This window comes from Priestia veravalensis (genome assembly GCF_001457055.1).
GTDB lineage: Bacteria > Bacillota > Bacilli > Bacillales > Bacillaceae_H > Priestia > Priestia flexa.
The window spans coordinates 92,612-109,491 of sequence record NZ_KQ758628.1 but is presented as its reverse complement, the minus strand read 5'-3'; the positions used below and the strand labels follow the sequence as shown (position 1 = coordinate 109,491).

Annotated in this window: 17 protein-coding genes; 6 read left to right on the top strand and 11 right to left on the bottom strand. The window is 37.6% G+C overall.

Annotation, left to right across the window (positions count from 1 at the left end; translation table 11 throughout):
- Positions 1-52 precede the first annotated feature (52 nt).
- On the top strand, positions 53-898 hold the full coding sequence (locus tag AS180_RS02515) for a C40 family peptidase (RefSeq protein ID WP_051567191.1): 846 nt from the start codon (positions 53-55) through the stop codon (positions 896-898).
- Here AS180_RS02515 and AS180_RS02510 read toward each other — a convergent pair.
- The 4 genes from AS180_RS02510 to AS180_RS02495 all read right to left on the bottom strand — a co-directional run bounded on the left by AS180_RS02510 (position 873) and on the right by AS180_RS02495 (position 6,640).
- On the bottom strand, positions 873-1,523 hold the full coding sequence (locus AS180_RS02510; protein WP_025911079.1) for an MtnX-like HAD-IB family phosphatase: 651 nt from the start codon (positions 1,521-1,523) through the stop codon (positions 873-875). The genes AS180_RS02515 and AS180_RS02510 overlap by 26 nt on opposite strands.
- A gap of 21 nt (positions 1,524-1,544) precedes the next feature.
- Positions 1,545-4,745: a DEAD/DEAH box helicase gene (locus AS180_RS02505; RefSeq protein WP_062686308.1), complete on the bottom strand. Its 3,201-nt coding sequence runs from the start codon at positions 4,743-4,745 to the stop codon at positions 1,545-1,547.
- Positions 4,746-4,873: 128 nt separating this feature from the next.
- On the bottom strand, positions 4,874-5,509 hold the full coding sequence (locus AS180_RS02500; RefSeq protein WP_061784629.1) for a response regulator: 636 nt from the start codon (positions 5,507-5,509) through the stop codon (positions 4,874-4,876).
- A 12-nt stretch (positions 5,510-5,521) separates the two neighbouring features.
- On the bottom strand, positions 5,522-6,640 hold the full coding sequence (locus AS180_RS02495; protein ID WP_061784630.1) for a GAF domain-containing sensor histidine kinase: 1,119 nt from the start codon (positions 6,638-6,640) through the stop codon (positions 5,522-5,524).
- Between the two features lie 285 nt (positions 6,641-6,925).
- Between AS180_RS02495 and AS180_RS02490 the strand changes: the two genes are divergently transcribed.
- Together AS180_RS02490 and AS180_RS02485 are read left to right on the top strand one after the other, a co-directional pair.
- Positions 6,926-7,264: a hypothetical protein gene (locus AS180_RS02490; RefSeq protein WP_025911084.1), complete on the top strand. Its 339-nt coding sequence runs from the start codon at positions 6,926-6,928 to the stop codon at positions 7,262-7,264.
- Between the two features lie 171 nt (positions 7,265-7,435).
- Positions 7,436-7,714, top strand: a complete 279-nt coding sequence (locus tag AS180_RS02485) for a hypothetical protein (RefSeq protein WP_062686307.1) — start codon at positions 7,436-7,438, stop codon at positions 7,712-7,714.
- 79 nt (positions 7,715-7,793) lie between these two features.
- Here AS180_RS02485 and ilvD read toward each other — a convergent pair whose 3' ends face one another.
- The 7 genes from ilvD to AS180_RS02455 form a co-directional block, all read right to left on the bottom strand.
- Positions 7,794-9,470 (bottom strand): dihydroxy-acid dehydratase, encoded by a 1,677-nt coding sequence (ilvD, locus tag AS180_RS02480; RefSeq protein ID WP_025911088.1) that lies wholly within the window; start codon positions 9,468-9,470, stop codon positions 7,794-7,796.
- Between the two features lie 193 nt (positions 9,471-9,663).
- The gene (locus AS180_RS02475) at positions 9,664-10,590 is read right to left on the bottom strand and encodes a manganese-dependent inorganic pyrophosphatase (RefSeq protein WP_025911090.1); all 927 of its coding nucleotides are present in this window, start codon (positions 10,588-10,590) and stop codon (positions 9,664-9,666) included.
- Positions 10,591-10,868: 278 nt separating this feature from the next.
- Positions 10,869-11,117: a hypothetical protein gene (locus AS180_RS23420; RefSeq protein ID WP_226372916.1), complete on the bottom strand. Its 249-nt coding sequence runs from the start codon at positions 11,115-11,117 to the stop codon at positions 10,869-10,871.
- Positions 11,066-11,248, bottom strand: a complete 183-nt coding sequence (locus tag AS180_RS23415) for a hypothetical protein (protein ID WP_100347750.1) — start codon at positions 11,246-11,248, stop codon at positions 11,066-11,068. The genes AS180_RS23420 and AS180_RS23415 overlap by 52 nt, the downstream gene beginning before the upstream one ends.
- 134 nt (positions 11,249-11,382) lie before the next feature.
- Entirely contained in the window at positions 11,383-11,625 is a 243-nt protein-coding gene (locus AS180_RS02465) for a hypothetical protein (RefSeq protein ID WP_025911092.1), read from the bottom strand.
- A gap of 113 nt (positions 11,626-11,738) precedes the next feature.
- Positions 11,739-12,812 carry a branched-chain amino acid aminotransferase gene (locus AS180_RS02460; RefSeq protein ID WP_025911093.1) on the bottom strand — a complete coding sequence of 358 codons (1,074 nt, stop codon included), beginning with the start codon at positions 12,810-12,812 and terminating at the stop codon, positions 11,739-11,741.
- Between the two features lie 136 nt (positions 12,813-12,948).
- Positions 12,949-13,434: a hypothetical protein gene (locus AS180_RS02455; RefSeq protein WP_025911095.1), complete on the bottom strand. Its 486-nt coding sequence runs from the start codon at positions 13,432-13,434 to the stop codon at positions 12,949-12,951.
- Between the two features lie 261 nt (positions 13,435-13,695).
- Here AS180_RS02455 and AS180_RS02450 point away from each other — a divergent pair, with 261 nt between their 5' ends.
- Genes AS180_RS02450 through uraH form a run of 3 tightly spaced genes read left to right on the top strand, consistent with a single transcriptional unit; the run spans position 13,696 to position 16,879 of the window.
- Positions 13,696-15,018, top strand: a complete 1,323-nt coding sequence (locus AS180_RS02450; protein WP_025911097.1) for a nucleobase:cation symporter-2 family protein — start codon at positions 13,696-13,698, stop codon at positions 15,016-15,018.
- A gap of 12 nt (positions 15,019-15,030) precedes the next feature.
- The gene (gene pucL, locus AS180_RS02445; RefSeq protein ID WP_035321189.1) at positions 15,031-16,521 is read left to right on the top strand and encodes a factor-independent urate hydroxylase; all 1,491 of its coding nucleotides are present in this window, start codon (positions 15,031-15,033) and stop codon (positions 16,519-16,521) included.
- A gap of 1 nt (position 16,522) precedes the next feature.
- On the top strand, positions 16,523-16,879 hold the full coding sequence (uraH, locus tag AS180_RS02440; RefSeq protein WP_025911100.1) for a hydroxyisourate hydrolase: 357 nt from the start codon (positions 16,523-16,525) through the stop codon (positions 16,877-16,879).
- Position 16,880: the final 1 nt, after the last annotated feature.

Below are 16,880 nucleotides of genomic sequence, written 5' to 3'. Positions count from 1 at the left end.
TAAGTCATAATTCAAAAGGTAGTCTTTTTTACAAATGGATAGGAGGAAGAAAATGAAAAAGCATCAACTAATTGCTGCATCTATTGTAGGTATCAGCTTACTTTGGACCACCCCTACTGAGTTCAAAGCAGCGGAAATGGATACTACTAAAGTGGTGAAGACGGCTGCTGAATTATCAGGAATCGACTATGTAAGCGGTGGTGAAACAAAATCAGAAGGATTCGATAGCTCAGGGTTCATTTACTATGTAGTAGAAACGGCTTTAAATGTAGATATGCCGCGCACGTTAGAAGGGCAAGGTGAGTTAGGAACAGAAGTGAATAAAAGTGATTTAACAACCGGAGATCTGTTATTCTTCTCTACAAGCTCATCTACCATTACAAGCGCTGCAATCTATATTGGAGATGGAGAGATGATTTTCCCTTCTACTTCAAAAGGTGAAGTGGTTAAAGAAAGTTTCAAAGATAGTTCATTTTGGAATGAACATTTTATCAAAGCGAAAAGACTCAGTGCCTCTACCTTTTCATTTCCAGACTATAAAATTGTCTCGGAGAGTCGAGAGCAGCTAGGCGTTTCGTATCAATTTGGAGAAGAACGTCCAGAAGTTGGTTTTGATTGTTCGGGCTTTATTCAATATGTATTCAAAGAAGCATATAACGTAGCGCTCCCACGTTCTACGGATCAACAGTGGAACTTTGGTACATACGTTAAAAAAGAAGACCTACAAGTCGGAGACGTTGTCTTTTTTGAAGATACATACCGCAGCGGAATTTCGCACGCAGGTGTTTACATTGGTAAAAACCGTATAATGTGTATCTGCTACGACTGTTTCAAATGTAATCATGCTGTTAACTTTCCTTTCGTATATATGCTTAGTTCCACAAATGTTGTTGATTAAAATAAGATGTAATTTCTTGAAAGGACGCTACTTTTACGTGCGGAACGTTCTTTTCATCTAACAAATCTTGAAGAGCAGCTTTTGCAAACGTGATGTCTGCGCAAGCCGCTGGGTGTGAGTCTGGTTCACTATCACCGGCAAAATAGACCTGCTCATATTTTTTCTTGAAATCCTGAATAACTAACGATTTATCAATTCCGTAACGCTCAGAATAGCTCCAGTGCTTAGGATCAATTTGCAAGTGAACATTTTTTTCATGGAACACACCGGTATTTGAAAGTACTTCCACATTCTCTACACCATGCTTCTTCAGAAGAGGTCGAATATAGTAATCTGAACCTGCGCTTAAAACATAAAAATCTCCTCCTCTTTTTTGTACTTCTTGAATAAAAGCAGGAACTCCAGGATCAATTTCAATTCCATCAATGTCTTGTAAAATGATGTCCTCTGTTTGGTTAATTGAGCTGAAGACAGTTGACAAAAAGTCAATGTCCTTCAGCTTACCTGACTTCCATTCTTTATATAGCTTTCTACCTTCAGGAAAATGTTTTTCAATCACAATCCAATAAAAATCCTTTTGTGAAATGGTACCATCAAAATCTGATACAAAAGCAAAGCGTTTCATTTTATCTTCCTTTCATGTGAGCTACATCTCTAAAAGTTCTCGCAGTTCCTCTTCCGATAGACTTGTTAGCATCGTTTCACCCGGTTGAATTACCTGGCTAATCAACTCTCTTTTCTTCTGCTGCATCTCATAGATTTTTTCTTCAATCGTTCCTTGCGCAATTAAGCGAATTACTTGTACAACATTCTTTTGACCAAGGCGATGGGCTCGTCCGGCAGCCTGTTCTTCAACCGCTGGGTTCCACCATAAATCATATAGAATTACGGTATCTGCACCCGTTAAATTCAGCCCTGTCCCACCAGCTTTTAACGAGATTAGAAAAATATCATGCTCGCCTTTATTAAAACGGTTGGCCATCTCTACTCGGTCTTTTCCATCTGTTTGGCCATCCAAATAGAAAAAGGAAATGTTCTGTTCTGCAAGCTTTTCTCTAATGATATGAAGCATGCTCGTGAACTGTGAAAAAATTAGCATCCGCTTTCCGTTAGCTAATGCTTGATGAACGGTTTCAAGTAGCTGTTCCAACTTGCTGGACTCAGCTTCGTAGTTTTCAATAAAGAGAGCTGGATGACAGCAAATTTGACGTAAACGCGTTAAGCCAGCTAAAATCTTCATACGGTTTCGCTGAAAATCTTCTGTAGTTAACGAGCTTTTTAATTGCTCTAAATATCCAACGTACAGCTCTTTTTGTTCTTTTGACAGCTCTGAGCGCTGCGTTGTTTCAATTTTATCAGGAAGTTCTTTTAGAACGTCCTTTTTCACGCGACGGAGAATAAACGGGCGCACTAATTTGCTAATCCGCTCTGAGGTCATCTTTTTAAACCCTTGCTGACTTGGTAACAATCCAGGTAATATCGTTTGAAAAATAGACCATAGCTCTTCAAGTGAGTTCTCTATCGGTGTACCGCTTAATGCAAATCGCTTTGGAGCAGATATTGCCCGTACCGCTGCTGCCGCTTTCGTAGCATAGTTTTTAATCGTTTGAGCTTCATCTAAAATTAGAGCATGAAACTCTCTTTCTTTATATAACGACATATCCTGTCTAAGCGTTGGGTAAGACGTAATAAAAACATCTGCGTTCTCTTGAAGCAAATCGCTTCTCTCTTTTGGAGTTCCAGCAATCGTGTGCACCTTTAAAGAAGGCGCGAATTTCTCAAATTCATTCTTCCAGTTGTAAACTAAAGAAGCTGGTACAACAATTAAAGATGGATGCAATACAGCGTCTTGTTCTTTTTCTGAAAGTAAATAAGCAATGGTTTGAAGCGTCTTTCCAAGCCCCATATCATCAGCCAGTATACCGCCTAATGAATAGGTTGATAAAGATTTAAACCACCGAAATCCCGTATACTGATAGTCTCGAAGCTCTGCATGCAGCCCCGAAGGTATACGCCAATTACTTTGATCAGGTGCTCCGATACGTTTAACAAGCGTTTGAAACGCTTCGCTTAATCGACCTTTAGCCTCCTGTGATTGACCAAGAATTTCTTCAACTTGCATTCCTTTATATAGCGGAACGTGAAGGCGATTCTCTTCTAACTCTTCTTTTTTCACATTTAGCTCTGTAAACAAGTCCTGAATCCTCTGAAATCCATCTTGCTCAAGAGAAAGAAATGCTCCATTGTTTAAACGATAATATTTTTTCTTTTCAAGGACAGACCTAAGAACTTCTTGCACCGTTTTTTCATCAATTCCAGCCAAGTCAAAGTTGATTTCTAATAGATTGTTTTGCTGTTCTAAATCAATGCTTGTGATCAAATTTGAAGCATCATAGAGGGTTTCTTGCTTTGCTTCTTCACTTATACGGATGTCTACAAGTTCTTCAAGTTGAGGAAGAATACGAAATAAGAATTCAAACAACGCTTCTTCATCTTGCTGAAGGTAAAGCTGGTTTTTATAAATATTAATGGGTGCATGTTCAATAATATCCATAATAATTGCTTCTTTTTCCATATCTCGTACCAGAATAAACTTAGGTTTTTCATCGGTATTGTGAAAGGGATTAATCATAAAATCACCGTAGTGATATTCAAGCGTCACAAGAAGCTGTTCGCTTTCTTTCTCTACCCACAGCTTTGCCTGTAATGGCGGAGACATAACTTGATTTTCTACTGCTTGTGAAATTTTCACTTCTCCTACTTTGCGTAGGCCAGGTACTACTTGTGATAAAAACGTTCCCATCTGTTCATCATCAACTGATAGAACCGGCTGAACCGGCATGTTTTCCAGTAATCCTTCTACAAGCTTCCGCTGCTTCTTCGTGAGCTCATAAAAATGACCACTCGCAAAAATCCAATGATAACGATTAAAAAAAGAAGCTTCATCTAGGTCCCGAAAATTAATTTGAAACTCTTTGGCTTGATTTTCATCAATAAAAAAAGAAAATGGAAGGCCTTCTTTTTTCAGTAACACATCTCTATACGTCTCATCTTCATGAACAAAAGTCCAGTCTCTTCCTTGAAGTGCGTGTAAGAGTGATTTTGCTACAGACGTCGGGATAACAAGATCTTTGTTAGTAACGGTTCGCCTCGGAGAAGCATAGGTTTGTTTATAAAAGCGTTCGCTTTCGACAATTTGCTGTAAAAGGTTAAGAACGACTTCATCTTCTTTCGCAAAATAATGTACAACCGGATCATATGAAAACCGCTTGGTGAATTCATGCGGTTCATCCTCAGCTACATCATCTAAAAAAGACTGTAAATTCTTCACAACATAGGTACGCTCAACCCCTACCTTTACCTCAATTGTTAAGTAGAGCTCTCCGTCTCTAGAAAAGCGTTCTGAATACGACTTACAAATATATTCAACCGATAATTGTTCTTTCTCATCCCTGCTATCACTTTCAATAACTGATTGATGAAAATCTGCGAAGGATTGAATAAAAGAATTGACGCGCTGGTGTTCATAGCTTTTCCGGCGAGATGTTGATGCAACGTCAGTTTTTGTTGCTTGTTGTTCACAAATGGCTAAAAGAACCGCTACCTCATGCTTACATTCACCAAACTCATGATAAGCTAGGCATTCACAAGAAGAAGCGTAACCTTGTTCTTTCATTTGAATCATAACCGTATATGATTCCGTTCCTTCAACAAACCCTATCCATGTTTTCGTTTGTTCATTGTATTCTAAGTCTGTTACTCGCTGTTGTTGATAATATGTATGACCTCTATAGTAGGTTCGACTTGAATATGCATCTTTTAAATACGCTTCATTTAACATTCGCATCTTTTTAAATCTTCCTATCGCTAAATTTTTTCCTCATTAAACAAATCATGCTCAAGTAATCTTGAGCATGATTTGTTTAATCTCTCTATTATATCATGTACATCCATTCGGTACTACCGAGCACATTTTTAAACATGATGCTCTACAGCATATAGAGCAGCTTGGGTGCGATCTTGAACCTGAAGCTTTGATAGAATGTTTGAGACATGCGTTTTAACCGTCTTTTCTGTTATATGTAAAGCAGCTGCAATTTCTTTATTACTTTTCCCTGAAGAAATTTCTTTTAACACTTCACGCTCTCGCTTTGTTAATAAATCTAACAATAAAGGCTCTTTTTTAACAGGTTGGGTTAATTTATTTAATAAATGAGCTGTTATCTTGGGACTTAACTGGTATTGACCGTTTATTACATTTCGAATTCCCACTATCAGCTCATCAGGGTCACTTTCTTTTAACTGGTAACTTTCCGCCCCTGCTTCTAATGCCGGTATTACGTGATCTTGATCTGAAAAGCTCGTTAGAATCAGTACTTTCACATTTGGCTGCTCTTGCTTAATTTGTTTAGTAGCCTGAATGCCATCAAGCTCTGGCATTGATAAATCCATCACGACAAGGTCAGGCTGTAGTTCTTTCACTTTTCGAACGGCTTCCTGGCCGTTTGACGCTTCGCCCACAATTTCTATATCGGGCTGGGTTTGTAAAAATAACGCTAACCCTTTGCGAACAACATGGTGGTCATCTGCAATTAAAATACGTATGCTCATCTTTCTCTCTCCTTAAAACGGAACAACAATTTGGATCGTTGTTCCTTCTCCTAGTTTACTAGTTACATGGAATGTACCGGATTGCTTTTCGACTCGTTGCTTCATTGCTCTTAAACCAATTGTAGGAAGCATTGCCGACTCATACTCTTCATAGCAAAAACCCATTCCTTTGTCGCTAACTGTCATAGTAACCTTTTCTTTTTGGATTGATAGAAAAAGATTTACATCGTGTACATCGGCATGCTTTCGGCAGTTATTCAAGGCCTCCTGCCCAGCTCTAAACAGCATTTCTTCCACAGAAGCTGGTAGAAAAGCCGTTCCTTCTCGAATTGCGTTTACGTTTAAACCAATCATTTCACCATAGCTTGTTAATGCACAAACAAGCCCTTGCTGTAATCCATCTGGACGAAGCTGTAAAATCAGCGCTTTCATCTCAGCTTGCGCTTGACTAGCCGTTTGTTGAATTATTTCAAACATATCCCTGGACGCCTCATGACCAGTTTTTGTTCCTGCTTTAGCCGTGAGCTGAATTGAGAATAAAAGCTGATTAACAGAATCGTGAAGGTCTTGTGCTAAGCGATTTCTTTCATCTCTTAGTCGCATTTCTTGTTCTTTTTTTGTTAAGTCTAACCGTTTAATAGCCGTTCCAATTTGGAGCGCAACAGCACCTAATATATCAAGCTCTTGTTGATCAAAATACTGTTTTCCTGGTGCCGCAACGTTCAATATGCCAAACTGTTCTTTTCCTGAATAAAGAGGAACGGTTGCGTGATGAGTGATGTTATTTGTTTCTCCCCAATCGTGAACTGTAGCTTCATCCAGCCTTTTGCATTCCATTGTATTTGTCGCTTTTGTTAATTTACCATTACAATAGCGGCTAACACACCAACAGCTGCCGTTACGCATAGGTTGAATTTGATGATTCGTTAACGCGTCCGGTAGATTATGAGCAGCCATGAGTTCATAATCTCCACACTCGTCAATTAAAAAAATCCACCCCGTATGTAATTGAGTTGCTTTAAGCAATTGAACCAGGGTATCTTGAAGCATTTGCTTTACGTCTGTACTTTCATTTAGGATTTCTGCAATATCCTTTAATATCTTTAGTTCATTCAATTGTTTTTTTGTCATCTTAATCACCTAACTTAGTTATATAGCTATTTTATCATAAAGTAATAGTAGTTCATTCCAACTATCGTTCGTTTTTTGAAAAATATAAAAATAGTTTGTTAGATTCTTTAACAATTCGCTAGCGTTCGATTTTCATTCAAACTATACTACAATTAATACAAGAAATCGCAAAAAAATGTCAGAAATTGATGATTTATTTCATAAAAAAATATTATTGAAAACGCTTCCAAAAATAGATTGTTAGTGCTAAAATGAATTTATTAAAAGGATAGGGATGTGACCGTCATGAATAAATTGTTTTTAGAAGAATTAAAATACATTATCCAATGCGAAGTGCCTCTGACAACATATCGCTTAACGCAATTAGAAGAAAAATTCTCAAAGCGATCAGAGCTTATTATTGAAATGTATCAACTTCTCTTCGAAAAGCGTCATGTTCTTTTATTTATAGACAATCTGGAAGCGGCCGTGTACGAATATCTTGTGAATCGTGAAATCTCAAATGCAAAAACTCGTTACGGTGCGGTTTTGTTTGTGGCAAATTTATTTGGTGAAACACCTACATATATAAAATGTAAGATTGCGAAATATCAGCAGTCCTCTATTTCGAATATGAGTGCGTAGTAATAGGTTGTTTGCGAAGAGAAATCCTTCAACCGAGGATTTCTTTTTGCTATTTAACAATCGTTCCTTTTTCCTCAGCTGGAAGATAAAAGGTTGTGATTGAAAATCGTCTATCATGTAAAATCTTCAGCGTATGACATACTGACTTATAATTTAAAGGAGGCTGATAAGATGAAGGTTATGTTTTTGGTAGACCGCTATTTTTTTCTTGAAAAGCAGGTTCACGAATACATGAAATTACTAGTTGTCAAAACCCCTGAACAAGTACTGCATTATTTTGAAAAACAATTAATAAGATATCAACGTTTATTATTACTCCAAAACCTTGACGCGTATCCTGATAGTGTTATTACCTCGATTCATTATCTAATTAAAGATTACTCTTCTGCTATTCACAAAGTCCAAACTTATTTAAGCTATCAAAAAGAACTACAAGTGTTAAATGATTAATGACAAGGAATGTTACATGAAAAAGCCCTCTAGCTTATTCATTTTATCTAGTAAATGAGCTAGAGGGCTTTTGTTTGTTTTAGATTTTCATGATTCCGCCTGTGCTTGCCGATGTAACAAGTTTAGAGTAACGAGCAAGATACCCTTTTTTCACTTTTGGTTCAAAGCCTTTCCAATTAGCTTTACGAGCTTCCCAAACTTCAGGTGCCACTTCTACGTCCATGCGGCGCTCTTCAATATCAATTACGATATGATCTCCATTTTCAACAAATGCAAGTGGTCCACCTTCAGCAGCTTCTGGTGAAGCATGGCCAATTGATAAGCCACGTGATGCTCCAGAGAATCTTCCGTCTGTTAGTAAGGCTACTTTTGCCCCTAATCCCATTCCCATAATTTGAGAAGTAGGAGCTAACATTTCAGGCATTCCTGGTCCTCCTTTAGGTCCTTCATAACGAATGATAACTACGTCTCCGGCTTTGACTTTGCCGTTTGCAATGCCGTGAAGGGCTTCGTCTTGAGAATCGAATACTACAGCTGGGCCTTCATGACGTGTTATACCGTCTTGAACACCACCAGTTTTAATGATAGCACCATCTGGAGCCAAGTTACCAAATAAGACAGCTAGTCCACCTTTTTCTGTAAACGGCTTATCGATTGGATGAATAACATTGTAGTCTTGTACTTCACACCCCGCAATGTTTTCACCTAATGTTTTACCTGTAACGGTCATTGTATCTAAATGAAGTGCACCTGGCTTTTTCGCAAGCTCATTAAGTGCAGCAGATACGCCGCCTGCTTCGTGTAAATCTTCAATAAAGACATCAGATGCTGGTGCAAGCTTAGATAAATGTGGTACGCGTGCTGCTACTTCATTAATGCGTTCAAGCGGATAGTCGATTTCTGCTTCGTTCGCAAGCGCTAGCGTATGTAAAACAGTGTTTGTTGAACCACCTAGAGCCATATCAAGCGCAAACGCATTGTCAATTGCTTTTTCTGTTACGATATCACGTGGTTTTAAATCTAGCTTAATTAATTCCATTAACTGCTTCGCTGATTTTTTCACAAACTCTTTACGTTCAGGTGCAACAGCCAAGATTGTACCATTTCCAGGTAGCGCTAAGCCTAATGCTTCAGCTAAACAGTTCATTGAGTTAGCCGTGAACATCCCAGAACATGAACCACATGTCGGACAACCAAACTGTTCTAATTCTTGAAGTCCTTTGCCATCAATTTTCCCTGCTTGGTAAGCACCTACGCCTTCAAATACTGAAGATAATGAAATGCGTCGACCATCGCTTGTTTGTCCGGCTTTCATCGGTCCGCCGCTTACAAAAATAGATGGGATATTTAAGCGTAAGGAAGCCATTAGCATTCCTGGCGTAATTTTATCACAGTTTGGAATACAAACCATTCCGTCAAACCAGTGTGCTGAAACAACTGTTTCTACTGAATCGGCAATGATTTCACGACTTGGAAGTGAGTAGCGCATACCGATATGTCCCATTGCAATCCCATCATCTACGCCGATTGTATTCATTTCAAACGGAACGCCGCCCGCTTCGCGAATAGCATCTTTTACAATTTTCCCGAACTCTTGCAAATGTACATGCCCAGGTACAATATCAATATATGAATTTACAACAGCGATAAACGGTTTATTAAAATCTTCTTCTTTTACTCCAGCAGCACGTAGTAAGCTTCTATGAGGTGCTCTGTCAAAACCTTTTTTGATCATGTTACTTCTTAATTCTGTCACAATAATTCCCTCCGTATTCGTAACGATCTAAAGAAATATAAATCTTTTAAATTATTTAACAATTTTTAATATAGATACTAATTTAACAAATTAGCATGTGCTTTGTAAAGGCTTATAACAAAATAAGCAGATTTTTATGTTGAAATAATAAAAAAACCTCGATGGTTTCAAAGAACCTCGAGGTTTTTATGGATTATGCAAATACTGAAGTTAATACTGGAACAACTTGTTTTTTACGTGATACAACGCCTTTTAATAGCGCCATGTTGTTCACTAGCGGTACTCCATATGCTTGCTCTACTTTTGAAACTTCTGCGCCAAGTGCAATAGCAGTTGAATCACTGTTTAAGATATCTGTTACAACAAGTAAGAATAAGTCTAATTCTTTCGCTTGGATTGTTGCTGCAATTACTTCTTCAATTTCTGTTTTACGTTCAATCACATCATTTACATCCACTGCGTTTACTTGAGCAATTTCTACTTTGCTAGCGCCCATTGTAAATTCTTTTGCATCAAGTGAAATTAATTCAGCTGCTGTTTTGTCTCCAAGGTCTGCACCTGCTTTTAACATTGCTAGTCCATATTCTGCTGCATCTACACCAGCGATAGCTGCAAGCTCTTTTGCTGCTGCAACGTCTTGGTCTGTACAAGTTGGTGATTTAAACAATAGTGAATCAGAAATAATAGCTGATAACATTAACCCAGCAATATTTGGCTCGATTTCAACACCATTTTCTTTGTACATTTTGTTTAAAATTGTTGCTGTACAACCTACAGGCTCTGCACGATAGTATAGTGGATCTGCTGTTTCAAAGTTTGCAATGCGGTGGTGATCAATTACTTCAAGTACGCGTACTTGGTCAATGTCTATTGCACTTTGTTGACGCTCGTTGTGGTCAACTAAAATAACTTCATTTACTTCTTTTGATACTTCAGCTACAAAGCGTGGTACTTCTGCGTTGAACTTCTCTAACGCAAATTGTGTTTCACCATTAATGTCCCCTAAACGTACAGGTTCTGCATTCACACCTAGCTTTGTTTTTAAATCCGCATAAGCAATTGCCGAGCAGATTGTATCTGTGTCTGGATTTTTATGTCCGAAAATAAATACTTTTTCCATAGAACTCTCTCTCCTTCTAACTATGTAAATAAAAGTCTTGTTCCTTTGACGTAAACTCTACGCGTTAGGAAGCAACATTGACATTTTAACACAAACTTTCCTGTTCGTTTTACTATTTATTGAAAAATTCTTTTCTTTAGATAAAATAATTCCTTTTTATTCGGTATGAATGGATGGAATTATTTTATGTGAGCGCTTTATTATTTGATTTCAATTTTAAATGCACTATCTTGCCACCTCTGATAAAGATAAAAAAGAATGGCCACAGCGGTCATAATTTAAAAAAGCTGGAATGCATTTACAGAGTGCATTTCATAAATCCCTAAACGTTGGAAAAATGGGCTCATTATATAAGCTTGAAATAAATCAAAGATGGCATTTAAGATAAAAAACGCCCAAAAGCCGGGATAAGTAAAATAAAAAATAAGAAGTGTACCCACAAAAAATACGCCAAATACAAACGGGGTCATATCCTCTAAGAAAAACAGCGTTTGGTTAACTTCCCACCAATCATAGCGTTTAGCCATTTCAAAGAAATCGTCAGCATAACAATCCCAAAAAGCCCAGCGAAAACATACCGCTTTATGCGATTGCTATCAAAGAAAAAGAATAACAGCCATGGTCCAATAAACAATCCCAACATTACGGTTTGTGTCACGCATATAGCCTCCTTTAATTACATTTTACTGTTAATGTGCGTAAAAGAGGGAATTATATGAATAACTATCAAAAAAAGAAAGCTAGCACGCATGCTAACTTTCTTTTTTTTTGGGGGAGATTACACCACTTCTATTAAACGCTCTCTGTGGGTGCAGATTCTTTTAGATGGTGGTAAAAATCGTGTAGCTGCGATTCATACTGAATTCTCAACTTGTACTCACAGGGGGTAAATTCAACTAGATGAGACGCAAATAAATAACCAACCAATCGATGAAGTTCACCAGCATTCATTTCCACTCCAGCTATTTCGCATAACTTTCTTTGAATAACCTCTTCTAGTACACGCACTTTTTCATCATGTGATAAAAATAGCACCCCACCAACCCCTTATCTTTTCTAATGAAACATGTTCACTTTAAGTATAAAGTAAAAACCAGGAAAAAAGAACTGTTTCCTTGGTTTTTACTAACATTTTTATTGAATTATACCTACTTTACTTCTATACACCAATTAAAGTGATCTTCAACCATTCCACTTTGTATGCCTGTTAGCGTATCATACAATTTCTTTGTAACTTCTCCAGTTTTTCCACCATTGATACTCATACCTTCATTTTGCCAGAATAGCTCACCTACTGGAGAAATAACCGCTGCTGTTCCTGTTCCAAATGCTTCTTCTAATTTACCAGCTGCATAGGCTTCCTTAATCTCAGCAATTGAAATCTTGCGTTCTGAAACAGGGATACCCCAGTGCTTCAATAGCTCAATAACTGATTTGCGGGTGATACCTTCTAGAATACTACCGTTAATAGACGGAGTAATAACTTCACCATCTACTTTAAAAAAGATATTCATACTTCCTACTTCTTCAATATATTTGCGCTCTACGCCATCTAACCAAAGTACTTGAGAGTAACCTTTTGTACCAGACAGCTGCTGCGCTTTTAAGCTTGCCGCATAATTTCCGCCTGTTTTCGCACTACCTGTCCCTCCAGCTACAGAGCGGACAAATTCATTTTCAACCGCGATTCGTACCGGAGCAATGCCTTCTTTATAATAAGAAGCTACAGGCGATAAAATAATAATAAATTGATAACGATCAGATGGTGAAACGCCTAAATATGGTTCTGTTGAAATAATAAATGGACGAATATATAAAGACGTACCTTCAGCATTTGGAATCCAATCGCGGTCCACTTGAATTAGTGTTTTTAGCGCTTCTAACGCTAACTCTTCATCTAAGTGAGGAATACATAGACGATCATTTGATTTGTTTAATCGTTTGAAATTCTCATCGGGTCTAAATAATAATACCTGCTCTTTTTTTGTTACATATGCTTTTAAGCCTTCAAATACTGATTGACCATAATGGAAAATCATCGATGCTGGATCTAACGTAAGAGGCTGATAAGGAATAATTCTCGGATCATGCCAACCTTGACCTTCTGTGTAGTCCATAATGAACATATGGTCCGTGAATACTTTACCGAACGCCAATTCACTAGCGTTGGGTTTTTCTTTTTTTGTTTGAGTTAATGTTACATCAATATTGTACTTTGTCATGGTTGCTTCTCCTTGCTTTCTTGAATTTAAGGGTTATTTACCTTTATATAAATTCCATTGTACATCTAGATGGAAGATTGTCACAATAGGTAAAGATGAAAAATTCTAAATTTTTTATAAAAAGATTTTTTAACACTTACATTCCGATTTTCACACGCAGTTTATTATCCTGAATGGAAAACTGCTTAATCGTTCCAATTGGAATCAGTTTCACTTTATCAATTTCGTTCAGATCAATGTGGATTTGCCCATCTTTATAAGTCGTTACTGGAGGTTTATCAAATAGTCTCTTTTTAAGAAAATCGCGGTTGGTAGGTTTCATTTCATGAATTTGAAATAAAAGCACACGTCCGTTAGCTGAAGAAGGTTCCAACTTTATTTGAAAGGGAATCTTTAAAAAATATTTATGAACACTACCTTTTACTTCAATGATATTTTCTTGAAAAATGATACTTAAATTCTGAATTTGATCTTGTTTCTTTAACTGTCTCTGAAACAAGCGCATAAGCATAGCAGCTGAGATAGGTACTGTAATTCCCCCATCCGCTAGCTTTTCTTTTGCTTTAAGCGTTCTCTCGTCATTTGCTACCTGTTGAAATTTGCGTTGTATCCATTCTTTCATGATGCACCTCCATAGTTTAATAACGTCTTGTAATAGTGTATGAGTAGAGAGCTTATTCATTTTCATAAAATTATCATGCTCTTTTATGTGTCACAAAACATACCACCGGGTTATTTTTTTGGAAAAATAGCGAAAAAAAACTTATATTTTTTAGTTATATTCACTAATGACAGAATATTCAAAACGGATTAAGATGGTATCAACACCTATTAATGTTACATTTTATAACATCAATTGTGATATAATGAAAGGAGATTTTGTATGAAGAAAACACAAAATCCATTAGCACTTACTTCATTAGGCTTGCAACACGTACTTGCGATGTATGCTGGAGCTATCCTTGTTCCGTTAACCGTGGGGCGCGCTTTGCATTTAAGCGCACATGAACTCGCCTATTTAGTTGCAATTGATTTACTAACATGCGGCATTGCTACCTTATTGCAAGCTTGGAACAACCGCTGGTTTGGAATCGGATTACCGGTTGTACTCGGAAGCTCGTTTGTTGCGGTTACACCAATGATAGCAATTGGCTCGCAGTATGGAATTAACGCAGTATACGGCGCTATTATTGCAGCGGGACTGTTTATCGTTTTATTCGCTAACTTTTTCGGTAAAATCGTTAAACTTTTCCCACCGGTTGTAACAGGGACAGTCGTGACGATGATTGGCTTGTCACTTGTGCCATCAGCCGTTCGAAACATGGGTGGTGGTGTTGGCAGTGAAGAGTTTGGATCCGTAGAAAATTTAGCATTAGCTTTTGGCGTTCTCGCTTTCATTTTATTTTTAAATCGTTTTTTCACAGGTTTTCTACGAGCATTGTCCGTACTTCTGGGCATTGTAGTAGGAACAATTGTTGCAGCGTTTATGGGCATGGTTAATTTATCAAGTGTAAAAGAAGCCTCCTGGCTACATATTCCTACTCCATTTTATTTTGGTGCACCCACATTTGAAATTGGACCTATCCTGACTATGATACTAGTTGGTGTGGTAATCATAATTGAATCTACGGGTGTTTTTCTCGCACTAAGCAAAGTCTGCGAGCGTGACTTAAACGATCAAGATTTTATTAAAGGTTATCGTGCTGAAGGGTTAGCTATTATGCTAGGCGGTATTTTTAACGCTTTTCCTTACAATACGTTTGCTCAAAACGTTGGACTTGTTCAACTCTCAAGAGTAAAGACAAGAAATGTCGTAGTGGTAGCAGGAGTCATTTTGATTACGTTAGGTCTTATTCCTAAAATTGCTGAATTAACAACAGTTGTTCCTACTCCGGTACTCGGTGGTGCTATGATTGTATTATTCGGAATGGTTATTTCATCAGGAATTAAAATGCTGAGCAACGTTGATTTTTCTAATCAAAGTAATTTATTAATCATTGCCTGTTCATTATCACTTGGATTAGGGGTAACGGTCGTACCTGATTTATTCGCCCAGCTCCCAGCTGGACTCAAGATTATTGTAAGTGATGGTATTATTACAGGAAGCATTGCTGCTATTTTACTAAACATATTCTTTCGTTCTAGCGAAACTACGAATAGGCCTATCGTGACGTTCAAAAAAACTGATTATTCAGAATCAAAATAATGAGGTGCTAACATGATGAAGCAAACGATTCACGAAGTAAATGAATTACCTGAGCAAACATTTATTGGATTATTTCAAGATATCTATGAACATTCTTCTTGGATTGTAAAAAAAGTTGCTCCACTCCGGCCGTTTAGTTCTCTCCAAGAATTTCATCACCGAACAATCAGAGTTATTGATGAAGCTTCTAATCAAAGAAAATTAGACTTACTACAAGCTCACCCAAATCTAGGAGCTAAAATCGCCATGACGACTCACTCTATAAATGAGCAAACGGGCGCCGGTTTAACCTCTCTTACAGCGGAAGAGTATGAACATTTCACAAACGCAAACAAGACCTATATGAATCGCTTCGGTTTCCCTTTTATCGTTGCTGTAAGAGGAAAAACGAAAAGCACAATCTATCAAAGCTTAATTGATCGACTACAAAACGATAAAAAAACAGAGTTTACAACAGCGTTAGCTGAAGTATATAAGATTGCTTATTTTCGATTGGTAGACAAAATAAAAACTGAGGAGCGTGTTACAATGACGAATCAATCAAATCGCCAAATGTATTATGGAAAAGGAGATGTATTTGCTTATCGTACGTATTTAAAACCACTTAAAGGTGTGAAGGTCATTCCAGAATCCGAATTCAGTGGCCGAAATAACATCGTATTTGGCGTCAATGTAAAAGTGGCAATAGGAGGAAGTCAGTTTTTATCTTCGTTTATAGAAGGTGATAATAGTCTTGTTGTTGCAACAGACTCTATGAAAAATTTTATTCAGCGTCATTTAGGCAGCTATGATGGTTCAACAATCGAAGGCTTCTTAAAATATGTTGCTGAAGCATTTTTAGATAAATATCCTCAAATGGAAACAGTTCAATTAACTGGAGACGAAGTTCCATTTGAAGCCACAAACGGTATGGTAGGCAATACGCTAACTGAAAGCAAGCTTGTTTACAAAAGATCTCGAAATGAATATGCTCAAGCTGGTATTAAAATAGAACGAACGGTCCAAGGTCAACAAATTACTGAGCAATATAGTAAACTAAAAGATTTACAGCTAATTAAAGTAGAGGGAAATTCATTTGTCGGGTTTGTTCGAGATGAATATACAACGTTACCCGAAGACTCTAATCGCCCACTTTTTGTTTATTTAAATATCGGATGGACATACACTCAACCAGAAGACGCAATAGGTGATACCCCTCTTTCTTATGTAGCAGCGGAACAAGTAAAAGACATCGCATGCTCAGTGTTTAACGAGACTGAAACACCATCTATTCAAAATTTAATTTATCTAATCGGCATTCGCGTGCTCGAACGCTTCCCTCAACTAAAAGATGTCACGTTTGAGTCACAAAATCACACGTGGGATGCAGTCGTTGAAGATATTCCAAACTCTGATGGCAAAGTGTATACTGAACCAAAGCCACCGTTTGGTTTCCAAGTCTTCACGGTAACACAGGAGGATGTCAAAATAGCTGTTACATCCGCACTTGAGGAGTCAAATTAACATGACCACGCTTTCGACTCATGTTTTAGATTTAGCAAATGGAAAACCAGCTAAAGGGATAGCTGTTTCACTCTACAAACTTCAAGACGATAATGAACGGTTGTGGATTGGAGATACAATTACAAACGAAGGCGGACGAATTGACCAACCTTTTTTTAGTAACGAAACGTTCACCCCAGGCGAGTATGAGCTTTTATTTGATATCGAACCTTACTTTATAAGAGAATCAGTTCAAACGAGCACGCCTGCTTTTTTAACAAAAGTAGCGGTTAGGATTGGGCTTTCAGAAGCATTTGAGCATTATCATGTCCCTCTTCTTGTTTCTCCATGGGGATATCAAATCTACCGAGGTAGTTAAA